At 40.1% G+C, this 18773-nt stretch carries 17 protein-coding genes and 1 pseudogene; 17 read left to right on the plus strand and 1 reads right to left on the minus strand.

Annotated features, from left to right (window positions below; genetic code table 11):
* Window positions 1–259: 259 nt before the first annotated feature.
* The 3 genes from AC0YN6_RS27710 (at window position 260) to AC0YN6_RS27720 (ending at window position 1796) form a co-directional block, all read left to right on the plus strand.
* Window positions 260–1003 carry a hypothetical protein gene (locus AC0YN6_RS27710; protein WP_475751104.1) on the plus strand — a complete coding sequence of 248 codons (744 nt, stop codon included), beginning with the start codon at window positions 260–262 and terminating at the stop codon, window positions 1001–1003.
* Window positions 1004–1082: 79 nt separating this feature from the next.
* Window positions 1083–1391 (plus strand): tyrosine-type recombinase/integrase, encoded by a 309-nt coding sequence (locus AC0YN6_RS27715; protein WP_475751106.1) that lies wholly within the window; start codon window positions 1083–1085, stop codon window positions 1389–1391.
* A 72-nt stretch (window positions 1392–1463) separates the two neighbouring features.
* Window positions 1464–1796, plus strand: coding sequence for a hypothetical protein (locus tag AC0YN6_RS27720; RefSeq protein ID WP_475751107.1), 333 nt, complete (start codon window positions 1464–1466; stop codon window positions 1794–1796).
* A gap of 572 nt (window positions 1797–2368) precedes the next feature.
* On the opposite strand, the gene AC0YN6_RS27725 is transcribed toward AC0YN6_RS27720, so the two are convergent.
* The gene (locus AC0YN6_RS27725) at window positions 2369–2683 is read right to left on the minus strand and encodes a PepSY domain-containing protein (protein ID WP_475751109.1); all 315 of its coding nucleotides are present in this window, start codon (window positions 2681–2683) and stop codon (window positions 2369–2371) included.
* Between the two features lie 821 nt (window positions 2684–3504).
* Here AC0YN6_RS27725 and AC0YN6_RS27730 point away from each other — a divergent pair.
* From AC0YN6_RS27730 to AC0YN6_RS27795, 14 genes and pseudogenes are all read left to right on the plus strand, one after another.
* Window positions 3505–6489 (plus strand): hypothetical protein, encoded by a 2985-nt coding sequence (locus AC0YN6_RS27730; protein WP_475751110.1) that lies wholly within the window; start codon window positions 3505–3507, stop codon window positions 6487–6489.
* 190 nt (window positions 6490–6679) lie between these two features.
* Entirely contained in the window at window positions 6680–7303 is a 624-nt protein-coding gene (locus tag AC0YN6_RS27735) for a hypothetical protein (protein ID WP_475751112.1), read from the plus strand.
* A 574-nt stretch (window positions 7304–7877) separates the two neighbouring features.
* A complete protein-coding gene (locus tag AC0YN6_RS27740) occupies window positions 7878–8255 on the plus strand; it encodes a hypothetical protein (protein WP_475751113.1) in 378 nt (125 codons plus the stop codon).
* A gap of 42 nt (window positions 8256–8297) precedes the next feature.
* A complete protein-coding gene (locus AC0YN6_RS27745) occupies window positions 8298–9149 on the plus strand; it encodes a phosphoadenosine phosphosulfate reductase domain-containing protein (protein ID WP_475751115.1) in 852 nt (283 codons plus the stop codon).
* A gap of 48 nt (window positions 9150–9197) precedes the next feature.
* Window positions 9198–9389 carry a hypothetical protein gene (locus tag AC0YN6_RS27750; protein WP_475751117.1) on the plus strand — a complete coding sequence of 64 codons (192 nt, stop codon included), beginning with the start codon at window positions 9198–9200 and terminating at the stop codon, window positions 9387–9389.
* A gap of 37 nt (window positions 9390–9426) precedes the next feature.
* Window positions 9427–9663 carry a type II toxin-antitoxin system HicB family antitoxin gene (locus AC0YN6_RS27755; RefSeq protein ID WP_475751119.1) on the plus strand — a complete coding sequence of 79 codons (237 nt, stop codon included), beginning with the start codon at window positions 9427–9429 and terminating at the stop codon, window positions 9661–9663.
* Between the two features lie 190 nt (window positions 9664–9853).
* The gene (locus AC0YN6_RS27760) at window positions 9854–10009 is read left to right on the plus strand and encodes a hypothetical protein (protein WP_475751121.1); all 156 of its coding nucleotides are present in this window, start codon (window positions 9854–9856) and stop codon (window positions 10007–10009) included.
* Between the two features lie 792 nt (window positions 10010–10801).
* Window positions 10802–11713, plus strand: a complete 912-nt coding sequence (locus tag AC0YN6_RS27765; RefSeq protein WP_475751123.1) for a permease — start codon at window positions 10802–10804, stop codon at window positions 11711–11713.
* Complete coding sequence (locus tag AC0YN6_RS27770; RefSeq protein WP_475751125.1) at window positions 11710–12627, plus strand: TIGR03943 family putative permease subunit; 918 nt, start codon at window positions 11710–11712, stop codon at window positions 12625–12627. The genes AC0YN6_RS27765 and AC0YN6_RS27770 overlap by 4 nt, the downstream gene beginning before the upstream one ends.
* 1018 nt (window positions 12628–13645) lie before the next feature.
* The gene (gene cntA / locus AC0YN6_RS27775) at window positions 13646–15262 is read left to right on the plus strand and encodes a staphylopine-dependent metal ABC transporter substrate-binding lipoprotein (protein ID WP_475751126.1); all 1617 of its coding nucleotides are present in this window, start codon (window positions 13646–13648) and stop codon (window positions 15260–15262) included.
* A 117-nt stretch (window positions 15263–15379) separates the two neighbouring features.
* Window positions 15380–16312: a nickel/cobalt ABC transporter permease gene (gene opp1B, locus AC0YN6_RS27780; protein ID WP_475751152.1), complete on the plus strand. Its 933-nt coding sequence runs from the start codon at window positions 15380–15382 to the stop codon at window positions 16310–16312.
* Window positions 16312–17199 carry a staphylopine uptake ABC transporter permease subunit CntC gene (gene cntC / locus AC0YN6_RS27785; protein ID WP_475751128.1) on the plus strand — a complete coding sequence of 296 codons (888 nt, stop codon included), beginning with the start codon at window positions 16312–16314 and terminating at the stop codon, window positions 17197–17199. Before opp1B ends, cntC begins: the two co-directional genes overlap by 1 nt.
* A pseudogene (cntD, locus tag AC0YN6_RS27790) lies at window positions 17180–18003 on the plus strand (staphylopine uptake ABC transporter ATP-binding protein CntD). Before cntC ends, cntD begins: the two are co-directional and overlap by 20 nt.
* On the plus strand, window positions 17990–18736 hold the full coding sequence (locus tag AC0YN6_RS27795; RefSeq protein ID WP_475751130.1) for an ABC transporter ATP-binding protein: 747 nt from the start codon (window positions 17990–17992) through the stop codon (window positions 18734–18736). Before cntD ends, AC0YN6_RS27795 begins: the two are co-directional and overlap by 14 nt.
* The last annotated feature ends 37 nt before the right edge of the window (window positions 18737–18773 follow it).

Genomic DNA, 18773 nt, shown 5'->3' on the forward strand with positions numbered 1-18773 from the left:
ACTGCTTCACTACCGTCTTTAAATTTATATTTTTTCCCATCTCTCACTACTGCGAATTGTACCTTCTAAATGTTTACAGTTATTATCGTGGAATTGCAGCCCGCTTGGAAAAAACAAGGAAGAAAGTTCTGTCTATAGGATATCTTGTACAGTTCTAGACAACGATAGAAAGCAAAATCATGCCCTGATACTCAAAATACTAAAACCCGATTCTATGCGAAATCAAGTCGATCACTACTATTACTGGAAACGCGAAGCTTTGGTTTATCATACAGGGATACTGAATCAGTTGCCTATTGGTATTAGGGCGCCATTATGCCATGCAGTAGAAGAGTATCCTGATGAAAATGTCTGGATCTGGCTCCAGGATATAGCTATTGAATCTATCCAAAGTGACTGGTCATTCACGCACATGTGTAAAATAACCTACTTACTTGGAAAATACAATGGCGCTTACATAACAGGAACTCCTCTTCCGACTGAGTCTTTTTTATGCCACACTTGGATGCGTTCTTGGGTAGAGGTTTGTGCTGCTTATGCCAAACCCATTGAGGAGCAAAAAATTATTTGGGATACTTGTTTGAATGATTTTAAGGATAAGAGCTCTATATGGGAGCTATATCATAACAATAGAAACCGAGTAAATAGCTTGATGGAGACATTAGAATTACTACCCCGTGTATTTGCCCATCAAGACGTCCACTGGGATAACATTTTTATAGAGCAATTGAATGGCAGCGATTCATTAATAGCGAACGATTGGCAGTTTGCAAGCATCTCAGGTGTAGGAGAAGAGCTCGGTCGAATGTTTGGATATGCGTTATTAAAGAAGAGAATTCCAGTAAACAAGATAGCAGAATATAAGGAAGAGTTATTTCTAAACTATATGCAAGGACTTAGAGATGCGGGTGGGACGGAAATTCAAAACTTGCTCGTTTCGGTTTCACTGCGAGTGCATCACTTAGGTTTATCATGGTTATTGATAAGCTGCTTAGTAACTTAGAAGATGACGATAGAAAAAACCAGAAAGAAAGGGTTTAAAGCAGAGGGAGGTTTACTTCACCACCGAGTGTAAAGTATGGTTGAAGAAGTATTTAGCCAGTCGAGAGGATTCGTGTAAAGCCTTATTTGTAACGGATACAAATCCAGTTAAACGAAGGGCCATTCCAACGCTAAGGTGGGCATTAAAACGGCTTGCAGATCGGGGAGAGATCGAAGCAAATGCATACCCGCATCACTTTCGTCATACCTATGCTTGCCAGCTCCTTGATAACGGAGCGCCGTTAGATTTCATTCAAGGCATGTTGGGGCATGAAAGAGCATCAACCACCCAAATATATGCTCAGTTGCGCGGCGAACGCCGGCGAGAACTTTATCGTTGGTTCTTTTAGTTTCGCTTTTCTATTGGTAGCGGCAGTGAGTCATTAAAGCATTCCATAGTTCAATAAAAAGAGGGGAAAATCGTGGAGAACAGATTAACTTCTAAACAACAAAAACGACAGCAAGAGCGTGAGATTATTGACGAGTATCATAGGTTTGTAACTGAACAAGCTCTGGAACCCTTGTATCAGTCTTTTTTGGAATGGAAATCAGGGGTGTTGCCATATTTCGAACTAACTGAGCTAATCCATCTATTCCATAAGGAGAATCAGGGGATCTACAAGGACTTCGAGTACACAGATCGTAAAGAACTCATTCTACTTGCCAAAATGAAATTGGGTCGATTAACTGAGGATGATATTATTGAAAATAAGAGGCTACTGGAACGATGGGGATATGAGGACAAAAACATCTAGTTGATAAAATTAGTGTAAGCCTTCTGTATGCTCACCGTTGGATCAACATAAACAGCAGTTACAGGGAACAGATAGCCCTTGTTCCATTAAGCTATTGGGCAGGATAGTACGAAAACTACATGGATACAATATCCAAAATAATATCCCAAGTAGGTGCACATAAATTGGATGAAAATTTGGTGAGTTTAATTGTTCCAATATTGCTCTCGATGATCTTTTCGATATTGATAAGCTTCAGAAGTTCGTTAGTAACAGCCACCATCATGAATGCGGTAATTCTAATGTTAGGATCATTGTGGTTCTGGACCATTGTAAAAGACGGGCTAGCACAAGTTACTCAGATTGTTCTTTACAGCATCTCCTTTGTTGTGATCTTGGTAATAACATTCGTTGTTGCTACATTGAGAAAGCGAAAAACGAAGGGACACGATTGAAAAATGACACTGCGGCAGACAGGTAGATGATCAGCTGCCTACGTTATTGTTTATATAAAGCCAATACCGCCATCCACTGGTTGGTGTTATTTTGTTAATCCAGCTAGAGAGAAGTGGAAGCGGTGGTAAGAGTTTATTTTAGTTAATTTCCTTGATTTCCAATACATCTTTTGTTTTCGCATCAATTTCAACTTTAAACTTCCGATGTTGAAATCCTGATTCGCTTTTAATAGTAATCACATCAAACCTGTAAACTGGATTAGTATTAAAAAGAAACGACCAATTATTTCTGCCACCTATCTGACTTATACGATACCCATCTGATATTGGAGTTACCTTTTGAGCAATTTGAACGGCTTCTTGGAATGATATTGACGGTGTATTGAATATGGACAAAACAATCAAATAAGCGAGAAGGAAAAAACCAATGCGTAAAATAAATCTTTCCTTCATATAGTAAACCTCCAAGAAAAATGATAATTTTTTTAATCATATGCAATTCCAATACAAAGGTTCTTTGGTTTGACTTAATCAGCAAAATAGAACTAAATATGTGATTCGTTTATTATTTATTGCTTTATTGTCACAGTATCCTTACATGTATGGACTTGATGAAAGAACAGGGATAAATGTTGTGGGATCTTTTGTGATTTGCTTATTAAGCATGATTATTATTGATAAATCCAAGCGAAAATATATATAAGTCTTACGGTATTAGCAGCTGGCTTTACTTTAGAGTTTTTTCATTTTGATTATGGTTTGAATGGCATGTTGCTGGTATTCATTTATCGCTATGCACCTAATAATAAGATGATGCTATTTCATTTCATATTAAATGTAGTATTTCTATTCTATAAAGGCTGGCTCATTCAATTTTTTAGTATTGTTCCAACCATAGCAATACTGTACATGCCATATGTATTGAAATGGATTGAAAAGATTCGAATTCCGCGCTGGTTTTGGAGATCGTTTTATCCAGCTCATTTGGGTGTTATAGCGATAATTTTATATATTCTTACTCGTTAATTATATATCAAAAGTGATTATACGATGATTTCTCCTACCCATATTAGGTGCACAAAAAAAGAGCCGTCTATATATCGGGTGCTTTTTTTGCTATGCATATACCAATGGTCTCTTTATGAATATAAAATATATTTAGTTATTCAAACTGAATAACTTTGTATATAATAATGCTTACCACATACATCATCCCAGCTCAGAGGAAGTCGATAAATGCTTACTCATGCATAGAACGTAAATCGAAATGGAGGATGAAGAAAGTGAATGTAAGAGACAAAATAGTTGTATCCGGTATCATTTCATGCTTGTTCGCCACGCTGTTCACGGGTTTGCCGCTGGGAAGCTGGAATCAGCCAGTACGTGGAGGCAGCTTGGGGATTGCGAGCGCCGCCGAAGCGCCGCCTAAAGCTAGCTTGGTCAAGTGGAGGGAGTTCCATGAGGCGCTTGCTGCAGGTGAACCGGCCGATACCCAGCATGTGTCCAATCTGCATGACGAGCTTGATGGGCTGGATGACTTGAATGACCAGACGCTTATTGATCCGGTATGGAATAAGTTACTCCTAAAGCTCCCTGCCCATGTCGATAAAGTAAAAGTGAAAGCCGATCTTTTTCAGTTTTTAAAAGCGGTCATCGTCAGCCAATTTGATCCGAAGGCTAGCGAATTGGAAAATATCCGCGGCAATGCCGATTACCGCGCGGCGCTTCAAGCAATTTCTGCGGCAGCGGGGCAGCCAAGCCTGACACTCGAGGATTTTTTACTTTTTCTGTATGGTGACGGCAACAGCCGTAAAGGGCTTGAAGGAAGTGTCAGAGATGAAATTCATAATATGGACCCATTTTCGTTAATGGCACTGACACAGGAAAGAGAGAAGGTTTACAATCTTCTTTTCTCCGAAATGAAAGAGGTGCTTGGTTTATCGAACGACTATCAGGTCAGCAGGGTTTTTCGCAACCTAGGGGTGACCGCTCTGAACGTGCAGGAGATGCTGCAGAGTTTTGGGAATAGGCTGCAGCTCGATACGGATGCTTTTGTCGGAATAGCCGTCGCCTATATGCGCTCGAATGTGAGCACCAGCTATCGTATAGCCCATTACGATGGCAATGTCACGGACGGCCGTATTTATCATTATGATCTAGGTTTATTCGGAGCCTATGTTTTGCCTGCTCAACTGGTTTGGTCCAAGCGTTCGGGAAGCTCTGATCTGAAGGTCGTTCCTAGAGGGGGCATGGAATTAGTTTACCCTGCACGCAGCGCAGAAGCGCTTATTCAAGTCAACCTGCTTCATCCATACGGCGGTCCGGATAAGGTAATCGTCGAGAAAGAGGTGAGGCATTCGCATGCATTTGCGGACTTCCCGGAGGAGCCTTTCTTCGCGAGAATGAGCAAGCTGTACGGTACGCTTGCAGAGGGGCCTCCTTCTGACTTGTCAAATGTACGCAGCTTGCAGGAGGAGTGGGCGGCTCTTGATGTGAATTCAAACTTGCAGCTGCTTGATCCCATTTGGAATAAGCTTACGGCAGCTCTAGCGGACGAGATGAAAATTGCCCTGTTTCAACTGCTGAAAGAGACCGCAGGCTTGTATTTCGACCCGCAGGAAGCACGATTGGATGCCATTCGCACTAACGCTGACTATAAGCTGCTGCTTAATAACATCATCCCGGTTTACTCCAACGGCGCTGAGCAGCTTCTGATCCTGCTGTTCGGTGATGACGCCGCCCGAGGCGGGGTTCAAGGCGAATTGCTGGGACTTCTTACAAGACAATCTCCACAGGACTTGATGGCCCTACTTCATAATGAAGAGAAGCGTAAACAGCTGCTTCGATCGGCAATCGATACGGTCTTAAGCGAATCGGATGACGGGCAGCGAACGACATATTTTTATGCTTTGGGCAGCGCTCTTAAGCAAAGAGGGGTGACAACAGAGGATATCATAAGCGTCATAGGCGGCTTTGAAGATAGGCTTGCACATAGCGAATCAGCTGCCAGTGCCATGCTGAGCGCCTACTTTCGCTCCGAAACACAGGAAACGGAGATCATTAGCGATGATGGGCTGCGACATACTTATGCGTTGACTACACTTGGGAAGCCCCTTCCTACCGAGCTTCTGACATGGTCCAAAGTATCAGGCAGCAATGCCGTGACGGTGCTGCCTAATGGTGTCGTTACGATTCCGCCATATACGCCGGAGGTGTCTGCTGTCATTCAGGCGAAGGCGGTCAGCACGGACGAACAAGCGGAGCATATTCTCTTTCAAAAAGAAATAACTTTGAAGGCTGCTGATACAGGAGACGAGCCAGCTATCCCGGCGCTCCTGCTGGAGCGTATAAACAGGCTGCATGAGGCTATTGCAGCGGGAGGCTCTCAATCGGCACAGAAAATACATGCTGTTCAAGAAGAGATAGCCGGGCTTGATGATACCGGGATGCAGTTTCTCATAGATCCGATATGGAATAAAATAAGCGGAAAGCTGCCAGCATCCGTTGATGCTGTACAGCTAAAGACCAGCCTATTCCGAATGATCAAGGTTGCTGTGACCTTTCAGTATGATCCTCAGGCGTCTGAGCTTAGGGCCATGCTCGCGAATCCCGAATATCAGGCTGCGCTAGCAATCCTGACGGAAGCCGGTGGCAGCGCGGATTTGAATATCGACGATATGGTTGTTTTTCTATTCGGCGATGGGAGTCAGGTAAAGGGTATCGAGGAAACCGTCCGCGATATGTTGGCTGCCAAAAAACCTAAGGAAATTACAGCGCTATTTGCAAATAAGAAAGCGGTAAGTTCCCTTATCAATCAAGCTTTAACCGAAGTATTGCAGCAAAGAGACCGGTATGCCGTAAGTGAATGGTTTCATGGATTAGGTATTACGGCGGCTGAGTGGCAAGCTGTTTCCGTAGGCTTTCAGCAAGCGCTGGAGAAGGAGAAGCCGGCAATGAATACTTGGCTATTGGCATATATTCGTTCCGAGGTTCAGGAAACGGTGACTATTAGCGATAATGGCACAAAGCATCAATACAGGCTTAGCGTATTAGGGGTAGAGCTTCCGTCTGCATTCGTGAAGTGGATTAAGCTGTCCGGAGAAAAAGCAATCCATGTGAAGCTGAACGGGACGGTTTCCCTTTCGGACAAAGAATCAAGCGGAAGAGCGGCCATTCAAGCTGTATGGCTGAATGCTTCTGGGGGAAATGCAAAGGTTATTTTTCAGAAGGAAGTAGAGCTCGTCAAGGAAGCGGATTAAGAACAAACGTTAAATATGGCTACGGGATTGACCTTTTGGATAAGCGGCTCATTCTCCAAGGAGATTGCAGCTGCTTATTTTCGTTGCGGAGAGTTCTTATATTTACTTCCGGCTACCTATGTTGGATAATAAAGAAAATTTATAGATTAAGCATCAGTGCGGTTCTTGCATACGATTGGAGGCACATCGAATGAATGTTTTTCTTCTCAATTCTGAATTTCATGGTGTGCGGCATGTCCCTACATTTTTGAGAGACCATTACGTAGGCTTCGAATGGCCGGGAATAGGGGATTTAGAGCAGTTAAGCAAGGAGGCTGGACAGGAGAAGGTTGTTCAGGCCTGCGAGCATAAGGGTGCGGTGCTGCTGGATCGGCTGCTCGAGATCGGCTCCTTCGTTTACGATATGCAGGATGGGGATTATCTCTTTCTGGCAGATGGCGATCATGTTCATATGGGCGACTTAGGCGACTATTACTATGTAGATAGACCGTCCGAGGAGGAAGCGGGTATCTGCCATCGGCGAGGCGTGACTTGGCTGAAGAGTCTGCTGAGGTCGGAGCTGCATCCGGAGCTGAAGTCTTTTGTAGACCGTAAGGTGACCATTTCGATGCTCGAACGGAAGGTAACGCCAGAACAGATTGAGCACTGGCTGGATAAGCCTTTCGGACAGGTGGTGGGTACGGAACGAACATGTGCAGTCGATCAGGAGACCATTACGTTGGCGCTGGATATATTAAGGAAGGCGATGAGAAGCGGGGATCCCGATCGGAGAGAACGTGCTGCAAGTGCCGTGCTTCAATTCGCTAAGCAATAGATTTCCATAGACAGGCAACAAAAAGAGCACCGGTTCGGTATAGACTGCTCTTTTTGTTTGTTTTTCATTTTTCAAAGACAATCCATACGGATATTTGATATTCGTTAATGAAAATTTCTCTCTTAATGCATTAGAACAGGGGCGTAGCGATAGGCCTCAGTGTGCCGATAAACCCACGTTTAACAAAACGTCCGGATTATTGGTATTTCAGCTCGATACCCGAAGAAAGATTGATCAGTAAGCAACGGCAGTCTAGGACATTATTTTATTCTCCTTCTCTGCCTGGTCTTATATATACAAGCAGTCTAATTAAACATCAAACACTAGCCATTGAGTTTGTTATTTATAGCGATATATTGACGAATATTGTAGAATATGATAGAAATAAGTTACTACGATTTCAGTTGAATTTTCTTTGTCGTTGATGAATCGATAAAGATGGAGTACATGCCGATAGTATATTTCGGATAATAAATATAAGGGCTTATTTAGCCATGGAGACGCTAACACCTATTTGGTGTTTTTTTTGCGTTCTCCATGGCTTTTTCTTTGCCCAAAATAAGGAGGCGCTATATTGGCGGTTTCAAATGGGCACAAAACAAACGTACACTACTATCTTCAAAAAGACTGCTGGAGTATTCACATTAAATCCTGCTGCTATCAAGGTCATTACGTCATCATTGACGGTGCTTGGGGCACAGAGATCAAACCTAATCGCAAGAGTAATCCTCGTGGTTGGGTAACAGCACGTTCGCACCAGGTAACGCACTTTTGTAAAGAGGATGCCCATTTACCTCAATACAGTGTGCCCTTATCAGAAGCACAAGGACGCATAGGAGACGAATTGAGATATGACAAGGTAAACTGTCATTTAACCTCGAGAGTGGCACTAGCGGGCTATTATTTACGCCTAATGGAGCTTTTTTTCTTCAGTCATCACGAAAAGCTTTGACCGATCTCTTTTCTTTCATTAATGAGGAAGGAGAACATGTCTATGCTAACTAGTGCGTGCGAATTTGAGACATTGCAAGCTGCAGAGCAGTATGTTCTTCCAGAGCTACCATCCGAGATGCTTTCAATCCACGAGTATGATGAGGTACATGTTAACGTTTCTGGTGGTGCTGACAGTGTAGCAACAGCGATCGTCGCTCTACACGGTTACAAAATACCTAGAGAAAAGATTAAACTCGAACACATGCGAGTGGATGGCGATCCTAACGATTTAACGAAACGTCAATTGTTTGATTGGCCACAGACGGATGATTATCTACGCTATATGAGCGAAACTTTGAATCTTCCATTAATCGTCATATGGAGAGAGAAGAGTCTGAAAGAGAGAATACGAGACCGTGGCATGTTTCTGGACTCGAGATTTAGATTCTGTACATCATTTATGAAGCGGGATGTATATTCGAAGTGGGTTCGTCTATTTGTGGACTGTAAAATATTGATGTTGACAGGAGAACGTTCTCAGGAATCTTCAGAACGAGCTCAAAAACCAGTTTTCATGGTCCATTCAGCAAATGCAACGGGTAAGAAAAACCGTTTTGTTCATTGGCTAAAACCAATCAAGGATATGTTGAAAACGGAAGTCACACAACTGGCAGCAGATTATGGTATCAAATTACATCCTTGTTACGAATGGGTGAGTCGTTGTTCCTGCAAATTTTGTATTTTTAATACTTATTCGGAAATGTCTCGTACGTCAAGATTGTTTCCCGAGGACTGGGGTTACTTAAAGCAAATCGAGCGAGATTTGGGTCATACACTGAAGAGTAAAAAGGGATCTTCTTTCGCCCTTGGTGACTTCATTAAGTATGATCAATTACCACTATTCGAATTATAATAGAATACTAATCGAATTATAATAATACACTAATTTGGAGGTATAAATATGAGAATATTTAAAGAAAAACCTGAACGACTCTATGTTTGTAACACCCAAACAGGTGATATGAAGCGAATTTTCGACTTTCATGAAAGAAACTTAGACGAGCATTTTAGAAAAATAGTTTCTATGGACGCTCTGAGAAGGATGGAAGCAGCTGCTGCTTCTATTCTTCAATTGGGTGCCCATGGATGGTAACCATACTAAAACACATCACCAGGGAGGGTTTATTATTATGGAAAATTTAAGCTTTATTGTAATGTATGAAGAAGACAAAGCAGAAGGTAATGTCACTGCTTACATTCCAGCACTGCGTTTAGGCGCAACAGGTGACACGATGAAAGAGGCGCGTGAGAACGCTATAGATTTGGTTACAATGGAACTAGAGGCGTTACAGGAAAAGGGCCAAGCATTCCCGCAAGACACAGCAATCATTGAAAGCATTAATATCAAAATGCCGGTAAGGAAATAAGTTATAAGACAGAATTATCTCTCTTATAAACTAGTTGGAAATATCCATATATTTGTAATATTCTACTTTTAGTTATTAAAACGAATAGAGCAGTGTTATTGAATCGCTGCCAGGCATAGGGAAGCACCCTTCGAGATTAGGCTTAGATGAGTGCGTCCTTTTTTTCCTCATATATCTAGGAGGTATATTTATGAGGTTACTAGAAAAATTTGATGGTAATCCGGAAGTGGTAAGTATTAAAACAAAAGAACATTTGAGCTCGATCGTAGGGCTGATTCTTGGTGAAAATAAACAAAAATCGGTACATATTCTTGTCAACTTACATTTGGCCCAATATGTCGGTTAACACAAAAGTACCAACATAAACCTCTTATGAAAAGCCTGATTTAGCGGGCTTTTTTATTTTTTTGTAGGTAATTTTGTGTCATTGAAAAACGACAAAAGTGCCTACATTGTCAGCTAGAGACACAAATGTACCTACATTTTCGCGCTCTTATCCTTTGATTGAGCTCTCACACTGTGCTGCTATGTTTACAACTGGTAATAGTTATGAAAATAATCACAATTAAGGAGGTTATTTTTTTTGCAATGTAAACAGAGTGATATATAACCACTTCGCGACAGTACCAAACTATTTAAAGTATTAGAAGAAAATATTGTATTGGTAGAACAACGGCAGATGAACTTAATTTGGTTGTTCTTACGCAGAAAACGCTGATCCTAAGTGATTTTGGCAAGGATTTATACAGGTTACTAAGTAGACTAGACGAAAGGCAGGAATATGTATTTAAAGAGGAAGTGATCGAGTGGTAGATAGTTATGACAATTTCTTAGACGTGGAATGGATAGAGGATATCATTGATTTTTGGTAACCTTCTAAATTGCTCTGGTAAAACAAATCCCAGTAACCTTCGAGTGAACTCTTTAGGAAGGATTTTAGTGATAGGAACGGAGTCTTGTAGGAATACGTCTTAAATTGGAGAACGTTGACTTTACCATTGTGCCCTTTCTTCATGCGCCTCTTGCGTCATCCCATAACTTGATCAAAATTCCGGAAGATCCTGTTAAGGCACAAACGTGTGTACTTGTGTTATGATAGTCAGGTTGCTAGACAAGATACTCGAGCTGTGGCGGTGAAATGGTGGAGTCGTTTCTTCAATTAAATACGATCTTCCTTAGCATGATTATGGAGGCAATACCCTTCGTACTGCTAGGAGTTATTATCTCAGGTCTGATTCAATCGTTCATTACGGAGCGCTGGATCGCGCGGATTATGCCCCAAAACCGGTTCCTTGCCTCCTTGTTCGGATGCAGCGTGGGCATTTTGTTCCCTTCCTGCGAATGCGGCATTGTTCCCATAACACGCCGTTTGCTGAACAAAGGGGTTCCGTTAAATGCCGGTATAGCGTTTATGCTTACCGGGCCGATCGTCAATCCGATCGTACTGTTCTCCACCTATATTGCATTTGGAAACGACTGGAGAATAGTCGCTATTCGCGCTGGAATGGCCTTTGCGGTTGCGCTTTTTGTATCGTTGACCGTTGCATACCTGTTCCCGGTACTCCCGCTTAGGGAAGCTGCTATGCAGATTGCGACAACAACGGAGGACGTACCTGCCCAGGCCAAACTACTTCTTCCCTTGTACCGCCGTGTATGGTCAGTACTGCTCCATGCCGTTGACGAGTTTTTTTCGGTCGGCAAATATTTGGTTCTCGGCGCGTTTATCGCTGCCTGCATGCAAACCTTTATACCGACTTCGTCGCTCCTGCACATTGGGAGCAATCCCGCAATGGCTACGCTCGTCATGATGGCTCTTGCTTTCACGATGTCGCTATGCTCCGAGGCGGACGCATTTATCGCTTCTTCCTTCAGAGGCATGTTTTCGATCGGATCCATTTCCGCATTTCTTGTGTTCGGGCCTATGATCGACATTAAAAACACACTTATGCTGCTCGGCTCCTTTCGAACCAAATTTGTCATTGTATTGATCGCTCTCGTCAGTGTCAGCACATTTATAGGAGCCTTAGTCGTGGGGAGGTTGTTCAATTGATTCGGTTTGTTATTTTGCTTGGCTTTGCGCTTATGTTTGCTATTATTCACAAGCAAGGCGAACTGAACAAATACATCAATACGAAATATGCCTACCTTTCCATCAGTGCGATCATTCTGTTATTGATCATGTGCACCGTCGAACTGATTCGCGTGAACCTCCAGGACAAAGCCAATGAGCGGAAGGCGCTGAGCCAAGAGTGCTGCGGCAAGCATGAGCATGCTCATCATCATAATCACAGCCATCATCACGATCATGATGAAAACGACTTTGGCCATTCACATGAGCCGACTTCAAAGTGGAAACGGTCGGTCGGATATTTGATACTGTTTTTCCCTATCGTCACTGGCATTTTTTTGCCCGTCCATACCTTGGACTCCAGCTTTGTTAAAGCAAAAGGATTTTCTTTTCCTTCCTCACAAGAAATGATGTCTGATGAAAGCCCAGGGGAGCATCAATTCCTGAAACCTGATTCTAGCGTTTTTTATGGAAGAGAAAATTACGAATCGGTAAAAAACAAGGAATTGGCAGAGTTTGTCGGTCAGGACGAAGTCAAGCTGGATGACAGCAACTATATGAAGGGAATGGAGGTCATTTATAATTTCCCGGGGGAATTTATGGACAGGACGATTTCGTTTACCGGCTTTGCTTACCGGGGCGAACAAACCGGCGACAATCAATATTTCATCTTCCGTTTTGGATTTCTTCATTGCGCCGCCGATTCTGGCATATTTGGAATGCTGGTCGAATTTCCGAAAGGCACAGCTTTGAACAATGATGATTGGGTTCATATAACGGGCAAGCTGACCTCGCAATTGTACCAGCCGTTCAAGCAGAAGATTCCCGTACTTCGGGTAACGTCGTGGGAACCGATTCCCGATCCCAAGGATCCTTACGTGTACCGGAACAATTAGCACACTCTGGTTGATAAATAACTCTATGTATACAACTGCAAGTCCCGAAATCCTGAAACGCAGTGTTGTTTGCGTTTCAGGATTTCGGGACTTTTAAGCTTGTGCTAATCCGGAAGCATGATTATGACGAGTGCCGTCTCGCCGGAGTAGTCAAGCCGCCAGAACTCGACAACGGTTCCTTTCGTCATTCTCATTGTTTTACGGAATGAAAGTAAAGGAAGCTCTTGCAACCTCTAATTTCGACATTTCTTCACCTCGATAGCAGTAATTGAATGCGGGTTTCTCATTGGAAAGAAAGTGGGTATTAGTTTATTCTTGTTGACATTAAGAATAGTAATCATTACTATTATTAATTGTAATGATTACGATTTATATCAGGTGATGGAAAAGTAGATCAAATGGAGAACCAGGCGGGCGCAAGAAGAATTTGCTTTTTCAATTGTTACGTTTCAAGGGATCGGATTCGAATTGATCTGAGTTTTGAAACGAATAAAAAGCAATCTGTAATTCAGTGGGGTGGATTATATAAACAAGATTTTATTGTGTGTTTATTAAGCGTAATTATTACAGTAACAGGATGCAGCAGTAATTCGGGAAAAACAAGCAGCGGACCGAAAGGTAAGCAGCTTGTAAAAGGAGAGACAGTGCTTATTATCGCACACCATTTATCTACTATCCCGAAGTTGAACAGATTCTTGTGCGTTCCCTCTTCCACAAGTCTTCCTTGATCAAGAACGACGATTTTGTCCGCATTCTGAATCGTAGGGGATTGACACTTTCCAACATCATGCTACAATTTATTTCGCGAATAATATCGTAATAATTACAATTAAATTGAGTAGCATAAACCGAGACGATTCAGCACTTTGTATTCTTTTTTAAGCGTATTGGTCTTAATGTTGCTTTTACCCATTCAGTAGGTCAAAGAGCCAAAGATCTACCTAAATCATCATTTTTGGGCTGTACTTAAATTTATGAGTTCAATCTTACTATCTTATATTCTTTAGGAGGAAATATTGTGAAAAAAAGAAGTGTTTTTGCTTTTATATTCATGCTTACGTATTCAATTGTACTACTGGCAGGCTGCAGCGGAGGAAATGTTACTAAAACTGATTCAACGAATAACGAAGATAAAACAGAATTAGTTTATGCATCAGCTAAAGATATTAATGATATGAATCCCCATTTTTACACAGGCTCAATGCCAGCTCAAGGGATGGTGTATGAATCATTAGTTGAAAATACCGAAGAAGGGATCAAGCCCTTACTTGCTGAATCATGGGAAATTTCAAAAGATGGAAAAACATATACCTTTCATTTAAGGAAAGATGTGAAGTTCCATGATGGGGAACCATTTAACGCAGAAGCAGTAAAGCAAAATATTGATGCTGTACAAAATAATGCAGAAAAGCATTCTTGGATTAAACTATCAACAAAAATAGTAAGTTCTAATGTAGTTAATGAGTATACAGTTGAATTAGTGCTATCAGAAGCCTTTTATCCAACTCTGGTTGAGTTGTCCATGACTAGACCTTATGTATTCCTATCACCTAAGGATTTTATTAACGGGGGGACAAAAGATGGTGTGAATGGCTACAATGGCACAGGACCATATATTCTCACCGAACATAAAATCGATGAGAATGCAACTTTTGCTGCAAATGAAAACTACTGGGGTGGCTCACCTAAAATTAAGAAAATTATTTCTAAAGTTCTTCCAGCAGGAGAAACGACATTTTTAGCATTACAAAAAGGAGAAATTAATTTTGTTTTCACAGATGATCGAGGTGCAGACAGTATTGATGTAGAAGCAATGAATCAATTAGCTGATTCAGGTGATTATCAACTTGTTAGAAGTGAAGCAATGAATACGAAAATGATCGTAGCTAATAGTAGTAAAACTGATAATCCAGTAAGTGACACAGCTGTTCGTGAAGCCATTTGGTATTCTATTGATAGAGAAACAATTAGTAAGGATATTTTTAATGGTACGGAAGAAGCAGCCAGTAGTTTATTTTCTTCTAACGTTAATTATGCAGATGTTGACTTGAAGAAACGAGATTATGATTTAGAAATAGCGAAAGATATTTTAGAAAAAGCAGGCTGGATACTGGAAAACGGTGCCTCAGTTAGAACGAAAGACGGTAACAAATTAGCAATGAAATTGTATTATGACAGCAATTCTTCTTCCCAAAAAATACAGGCAGAATTTATTCAAAGCTCATTGAAAGGGATAGGTATTCAGCTAGAGATTATCGGTGAAGAATCAACCTCAATCGCAAATAGAAGATCAACAGGTGACTATGATTTATTATTCAATCAAACATGGGGATTAGCGTATGATCCGCAAAGTACAATCTCTGCTTTTACTTCTACGTCTGCCTATTTCCATACTACAAGTGGAATTGCGAAAGCTAATGAACTTTACAAGAAAATTGATGAAGTTATGGTGTCCACTGAAGAGGAAAGACGAAAATCATTATACGCTGATATTATGCAAATTGTTCATGATGAAGCAATATTTATTCCAATTTCAAATGGCCGTGTCACTGTAGTTGCTCCAAAAAACTTAAATGGCATTTCATTTAAGCAATCACAATTCGAGTTGCCATTTGAGCTAATGAATTTTAAATAGTAATAAAAATAAAAGGGGATAATCCCCTTTTATTTTTGATTAAATCTTTCGATGAAATAGAGCCTTTGCTGATGGATGGGAATTTTAATGGATTTAAATGTTGAAAAGGAGTTTTATATGGGAAGTTATTTTTTAAAAAGGATATTGATTGCAATCCCTTTGCTTTTAATCATTTCGTTTTTAACGTTTGTTTTAATTAATCTTTCTCCCTTAGATCCAGCCGAAGTGGTATTACAAGCGCAAGATATTCCAGAAATAACAGATGAATTAATTGCTCAAACGAAAGAAGAGCTGGGGCTAGATAGACCGTTTATAATTCGATATATGCATTGGGTTATTGCCTGTTTACAGTTGGACTTTGGGAATTCATACGTCACAGGAGAAACAGTTTGGTCATCAATAGCTCCAGCTTTTCTAAATACGTTAATGCTAACGTTAGTTTCATCTGTTTTCATTATTGTTTTGTCAATACTATTAGGCGTTACCTGTGCGATGAGAGAAGGCAAAATAATTGATAAATCAGTAAGAGGTATTTCATTTTTCCTAACAGCGATACCGTCATACTGGCTTGCGTCTATTATGATTTGGTATTTTTCTGTTAAATTAGATTTATTGCCGACTAGCGGGATCGATTCGTATAAAAGTTATATACTACCGGTTATTGTGATCACAGTAAGTTATGCAGGCATTTATTTTAGAACCGTTAGAAGTTCGATGTTGAGCAATTTAAATGAAGACTATGTTCTGTATGGAAGGGCATGTGGGTTAACAGAGAAGAAGGTTACCATGCATATCTTAAGGAATTCATTGCAAGTTGCTATATCAATATTTTGTATGGCTATACCCAATATATTGGGGAGCACAGTAGTTATCGAAAACGTTTTTGCATGGCCAGGATTAGGAAGACTAAGTGTTAAATCAATTCTAAGTAGAGATTTCCCAATTATCCAAGCATATGTTCTTTTATTAGCAGTCGCCTTTGTAGTGTTTAATACGTTTTCCGACATTATAAATGCTGCGATGAATCCTAAAATTAGAAAGGATATCTAATGAGAATATTGAAAAACTTAAGTAAAGATAAGTTAGCTATTACATCTTTAATAGTCATTGTTATAACGATTGTTGCTGGTATATTTGCCCCTTTATTTGCGCCACATGACCCCGAGGAAGTATATATGAAGCTTCGGTATGCAACTTCATCGTGGGAATATCTATTAGGCAACGATCACTTGGGGAGATGTATTTTATCCAGATTAATTTATGGAATTCGTCCTAGCTTTTTATGGGTTTTAGTTGCATTGGCAATATCTGTTTTTATTGGGACTATTATAGGTTTTATAGCAGGCTACTTCAGAGGAAAAACAGATGCCTTTATTATGAGAATTTGTGATATTATACTTTCTTTTCCTGGATACGTTATGACATTGGCGGTTGTTGGTATTTTAGGTACGGGTCTTGAAAATATATTGATTGCGTTTATTGTGATGAAATGGGCATGGTTTGCTAGAGTCATCCGAACGTCTGTTATGCAATATTCTGAAATGGATTATGTGAAGTTTTCGAGAGCATCTGGTATTAGTAATATAAAAATTATATATAAGCACATTGTTCCTGTTACATTTTCTGATATAGCAGTTATTTCAAGTGGTTCTATGTGTTCGATGATTTTGCAAATATCAGGACTCTCATTCCTGGGTTTAGGAATTCAGGCCCCTAATGCTGAATGGGGAATGATGTTAAATGAGGCGAAGGTAGTTATGTTTTCAAGACCAGAGCTCATGTTAGCACCGGGTTTAGCCATTATTATTATAGTCTCGGCATTTAATTTTTTATCTGATGCACTTCAAGTTGCTTTAGATCCTAAATTAATTACCTCTAAAAATAAGCTTCAAGAAATAGAGGTGAAAGAAACAACTTATGAATATATTAGAAGTTGAAAATTTGAAGATATGGGATATAAACACGAATAAAGTAATTATCCATAATAGTTCATTCAATTTAATGCAAGGAAACTGTCTGGCGATTGTAGGAGAAAGTGGAAGCGGTAAGTCTGTAACTTGCAGGTCAATTATGAGATTGAATAAAGCCTGGATTCGTCAATCAGGGGACATTCTATTTAAAGGAGAAAACTTAAACAATCTTTCTGAAAAAAAGATGAGAAAGAAGAGAGGAAGAAATCTTAGCATGATTCTGCAAAATGGTATGTGTGCATTTGATCCTTCTTGTGTGATCGGTGTTCATTTAAAGGAGACACTTGTTGAACATTTCGGCTGGAGTAAAAGCGAAATGGAAGAAAAAATGAATAATGCTATGAACAGTGTAATGCTGAAAAATCCTATAGAGATTATGAATAAGTATCCACACCAGCTATCGGGGGGAATGCTGCAGCGAATTATGATCGCATTGGCATTAGTATTAGAGCCCGACATTATTATAGCTGATGAACCGACAACTGGGCTAGATACAATCTCACAATATGAGGTCGTTGAGCAATTTATTAAATTACGAGAAAGAATGGGCTGTTCGATGATCTTTATTTCTCACGATTTAGGTGTTGTTAAAAAAGTTGCTGATGACGTTTTGGTAATGAAGGATGGAGAAATTATCGAAAGAGGGAATATCCAAACCATTTTTTCAGAAGCGCAACATGAATATACAAAATATTTAGTATCCACTAGACTAGCGCTGAGTAATAATTTCAAGAAAATAATGTGGGAGGAGTTATAATTGCTGAAAGTTAATAATGTTGAGAAATCCTATAAAAATGGTGGATTGTTCTCTAAAAAAAGACAGAAAATTTTGAAAAATGTTAGCTTTGAATGTAGGAATGGCGAATGTCTCGGTATTATCGGAGAAAGTGGAAGTGGAAAATCAACATTAGGGCGTTTGATATTAGGAATTGAAAAGCCTGATCGTGGAACAGTTTTATTTGAGGGAAAGAACGTAGAGGATAGAATAGTGAGTTCAGGTAACATCAGTGCTGTATTTCAAGACTATACTTCCTCTATAAATCCATTTTTTACAGTTGAAGAAGCAATATTGGAGCCATTAAAAATTAAAAAAAAGTTTCAAAAAGAAAATCAAAGCAAGATTGATAATCTATTAAATCAAGTTGGATTAGATCCGTCCTATAGAAAAAAATATCCTCATGAGTTATCAGGAGGAGAAACTCAGAGGGTGTGTATTGCAAGAGCCATTTCAACAAAACCAAAATGTATCATATTAGATGAAGCAATCAGTTCTTTAGATGTAACTGTTCAAATACAAGTCCTTGAATTATTAAAAAAACTAAAAAAAAACTACAATATGGGTTATGTCTTTATAACTCATGATATTCAGGCTGCTGCCTATATTTGCGACAGAGTCATTATTTTTAGAAATGGTCAAATCGAAGAAATGGTTCAAACAGAACAACTAAAGGATGTTCAGTCAAAATATGCGAAAAAATTATTGGAGTATTTAATAACGTTTTAGATACAGAATTTGTTATACAATTAGGAGGAGTAAAGAT

The sequence above is a fragment of the Paenibacillus sp. J22P15 genome, assembly GCF_056269345.1.

Bases quoted from the DNA above. Each gene is read 5' to 3' on its own strand.
- AC0YN6_RS27725 (WP_475751109.1), bottom strand. From the start codon at position 2,683: ATGAAGGAAAGATTTATTTTACGCATTGGTTTTTTCCTTCTCGCTTAT.
- AC0YN6_RS27730 (WP_475751110.1), top strand. From the start codon at position 3,505: ATGAAGAAAGTGAATGTAAGAGACAAAATAGTTGTATCCGGTATCATT.
- AC0YN6_RS27735 (WP_475751112.1), top strand. From the start codon at position 6,680: ATGAATGTTTTTCTTCTCAATTCTGAATTTCATGGTGTGCGGCATGTC.
- AC0YN6_RS27745 (WP_475751115.1), top strand. From the start codon at position 8,298: ATGCTAACTAGTGCGTGCGAATTTGAGACATTGCAAGCTGCAGAGCAG.
- AC0YN6_RS27750 (WP_475751117.1), top strand. From the start codon at position 9,198: ATGAGAATATTTAAAGAAAAACCTGAACGACTCTATGTTTGTAACACC.
- AC0YN6_RS27755 (WP_475751119.1), top strand. From the start codon at position 9,427: ATGGAAAATTTAAGCTTTATTGTAATGTATGAAGAAGACAAAGCAGAA.
- AC0YN6_RS27760 (WP_475751121.1), top strand. From the start codon at position 9,854: ATGAGGTTACTAGAAAAATTTGATGGTAATCCGGAAGTGGTAAGTATT.
- AC0YN6_RS27765 (WP_475751123.1), top strand. From the start codon at position 10,802: ATGGTGGAGTCGTTTCTTCAATTAAATACGATCTTCCTTAGCATGATT.
- opp1B (WP_475751152.1), top strand. From the start codon at position 15,380: ATGGGAAGTTATTTTTTAAAAAGGATATTGATTGCAATCCCTTTGCTT.
- cntC (WP_475751128.1), top strand. From the start codon at position 16,312: ATGAGAATATTGAAAAACTTAAGTAAAGATAAGTTAGCTATTACATCT.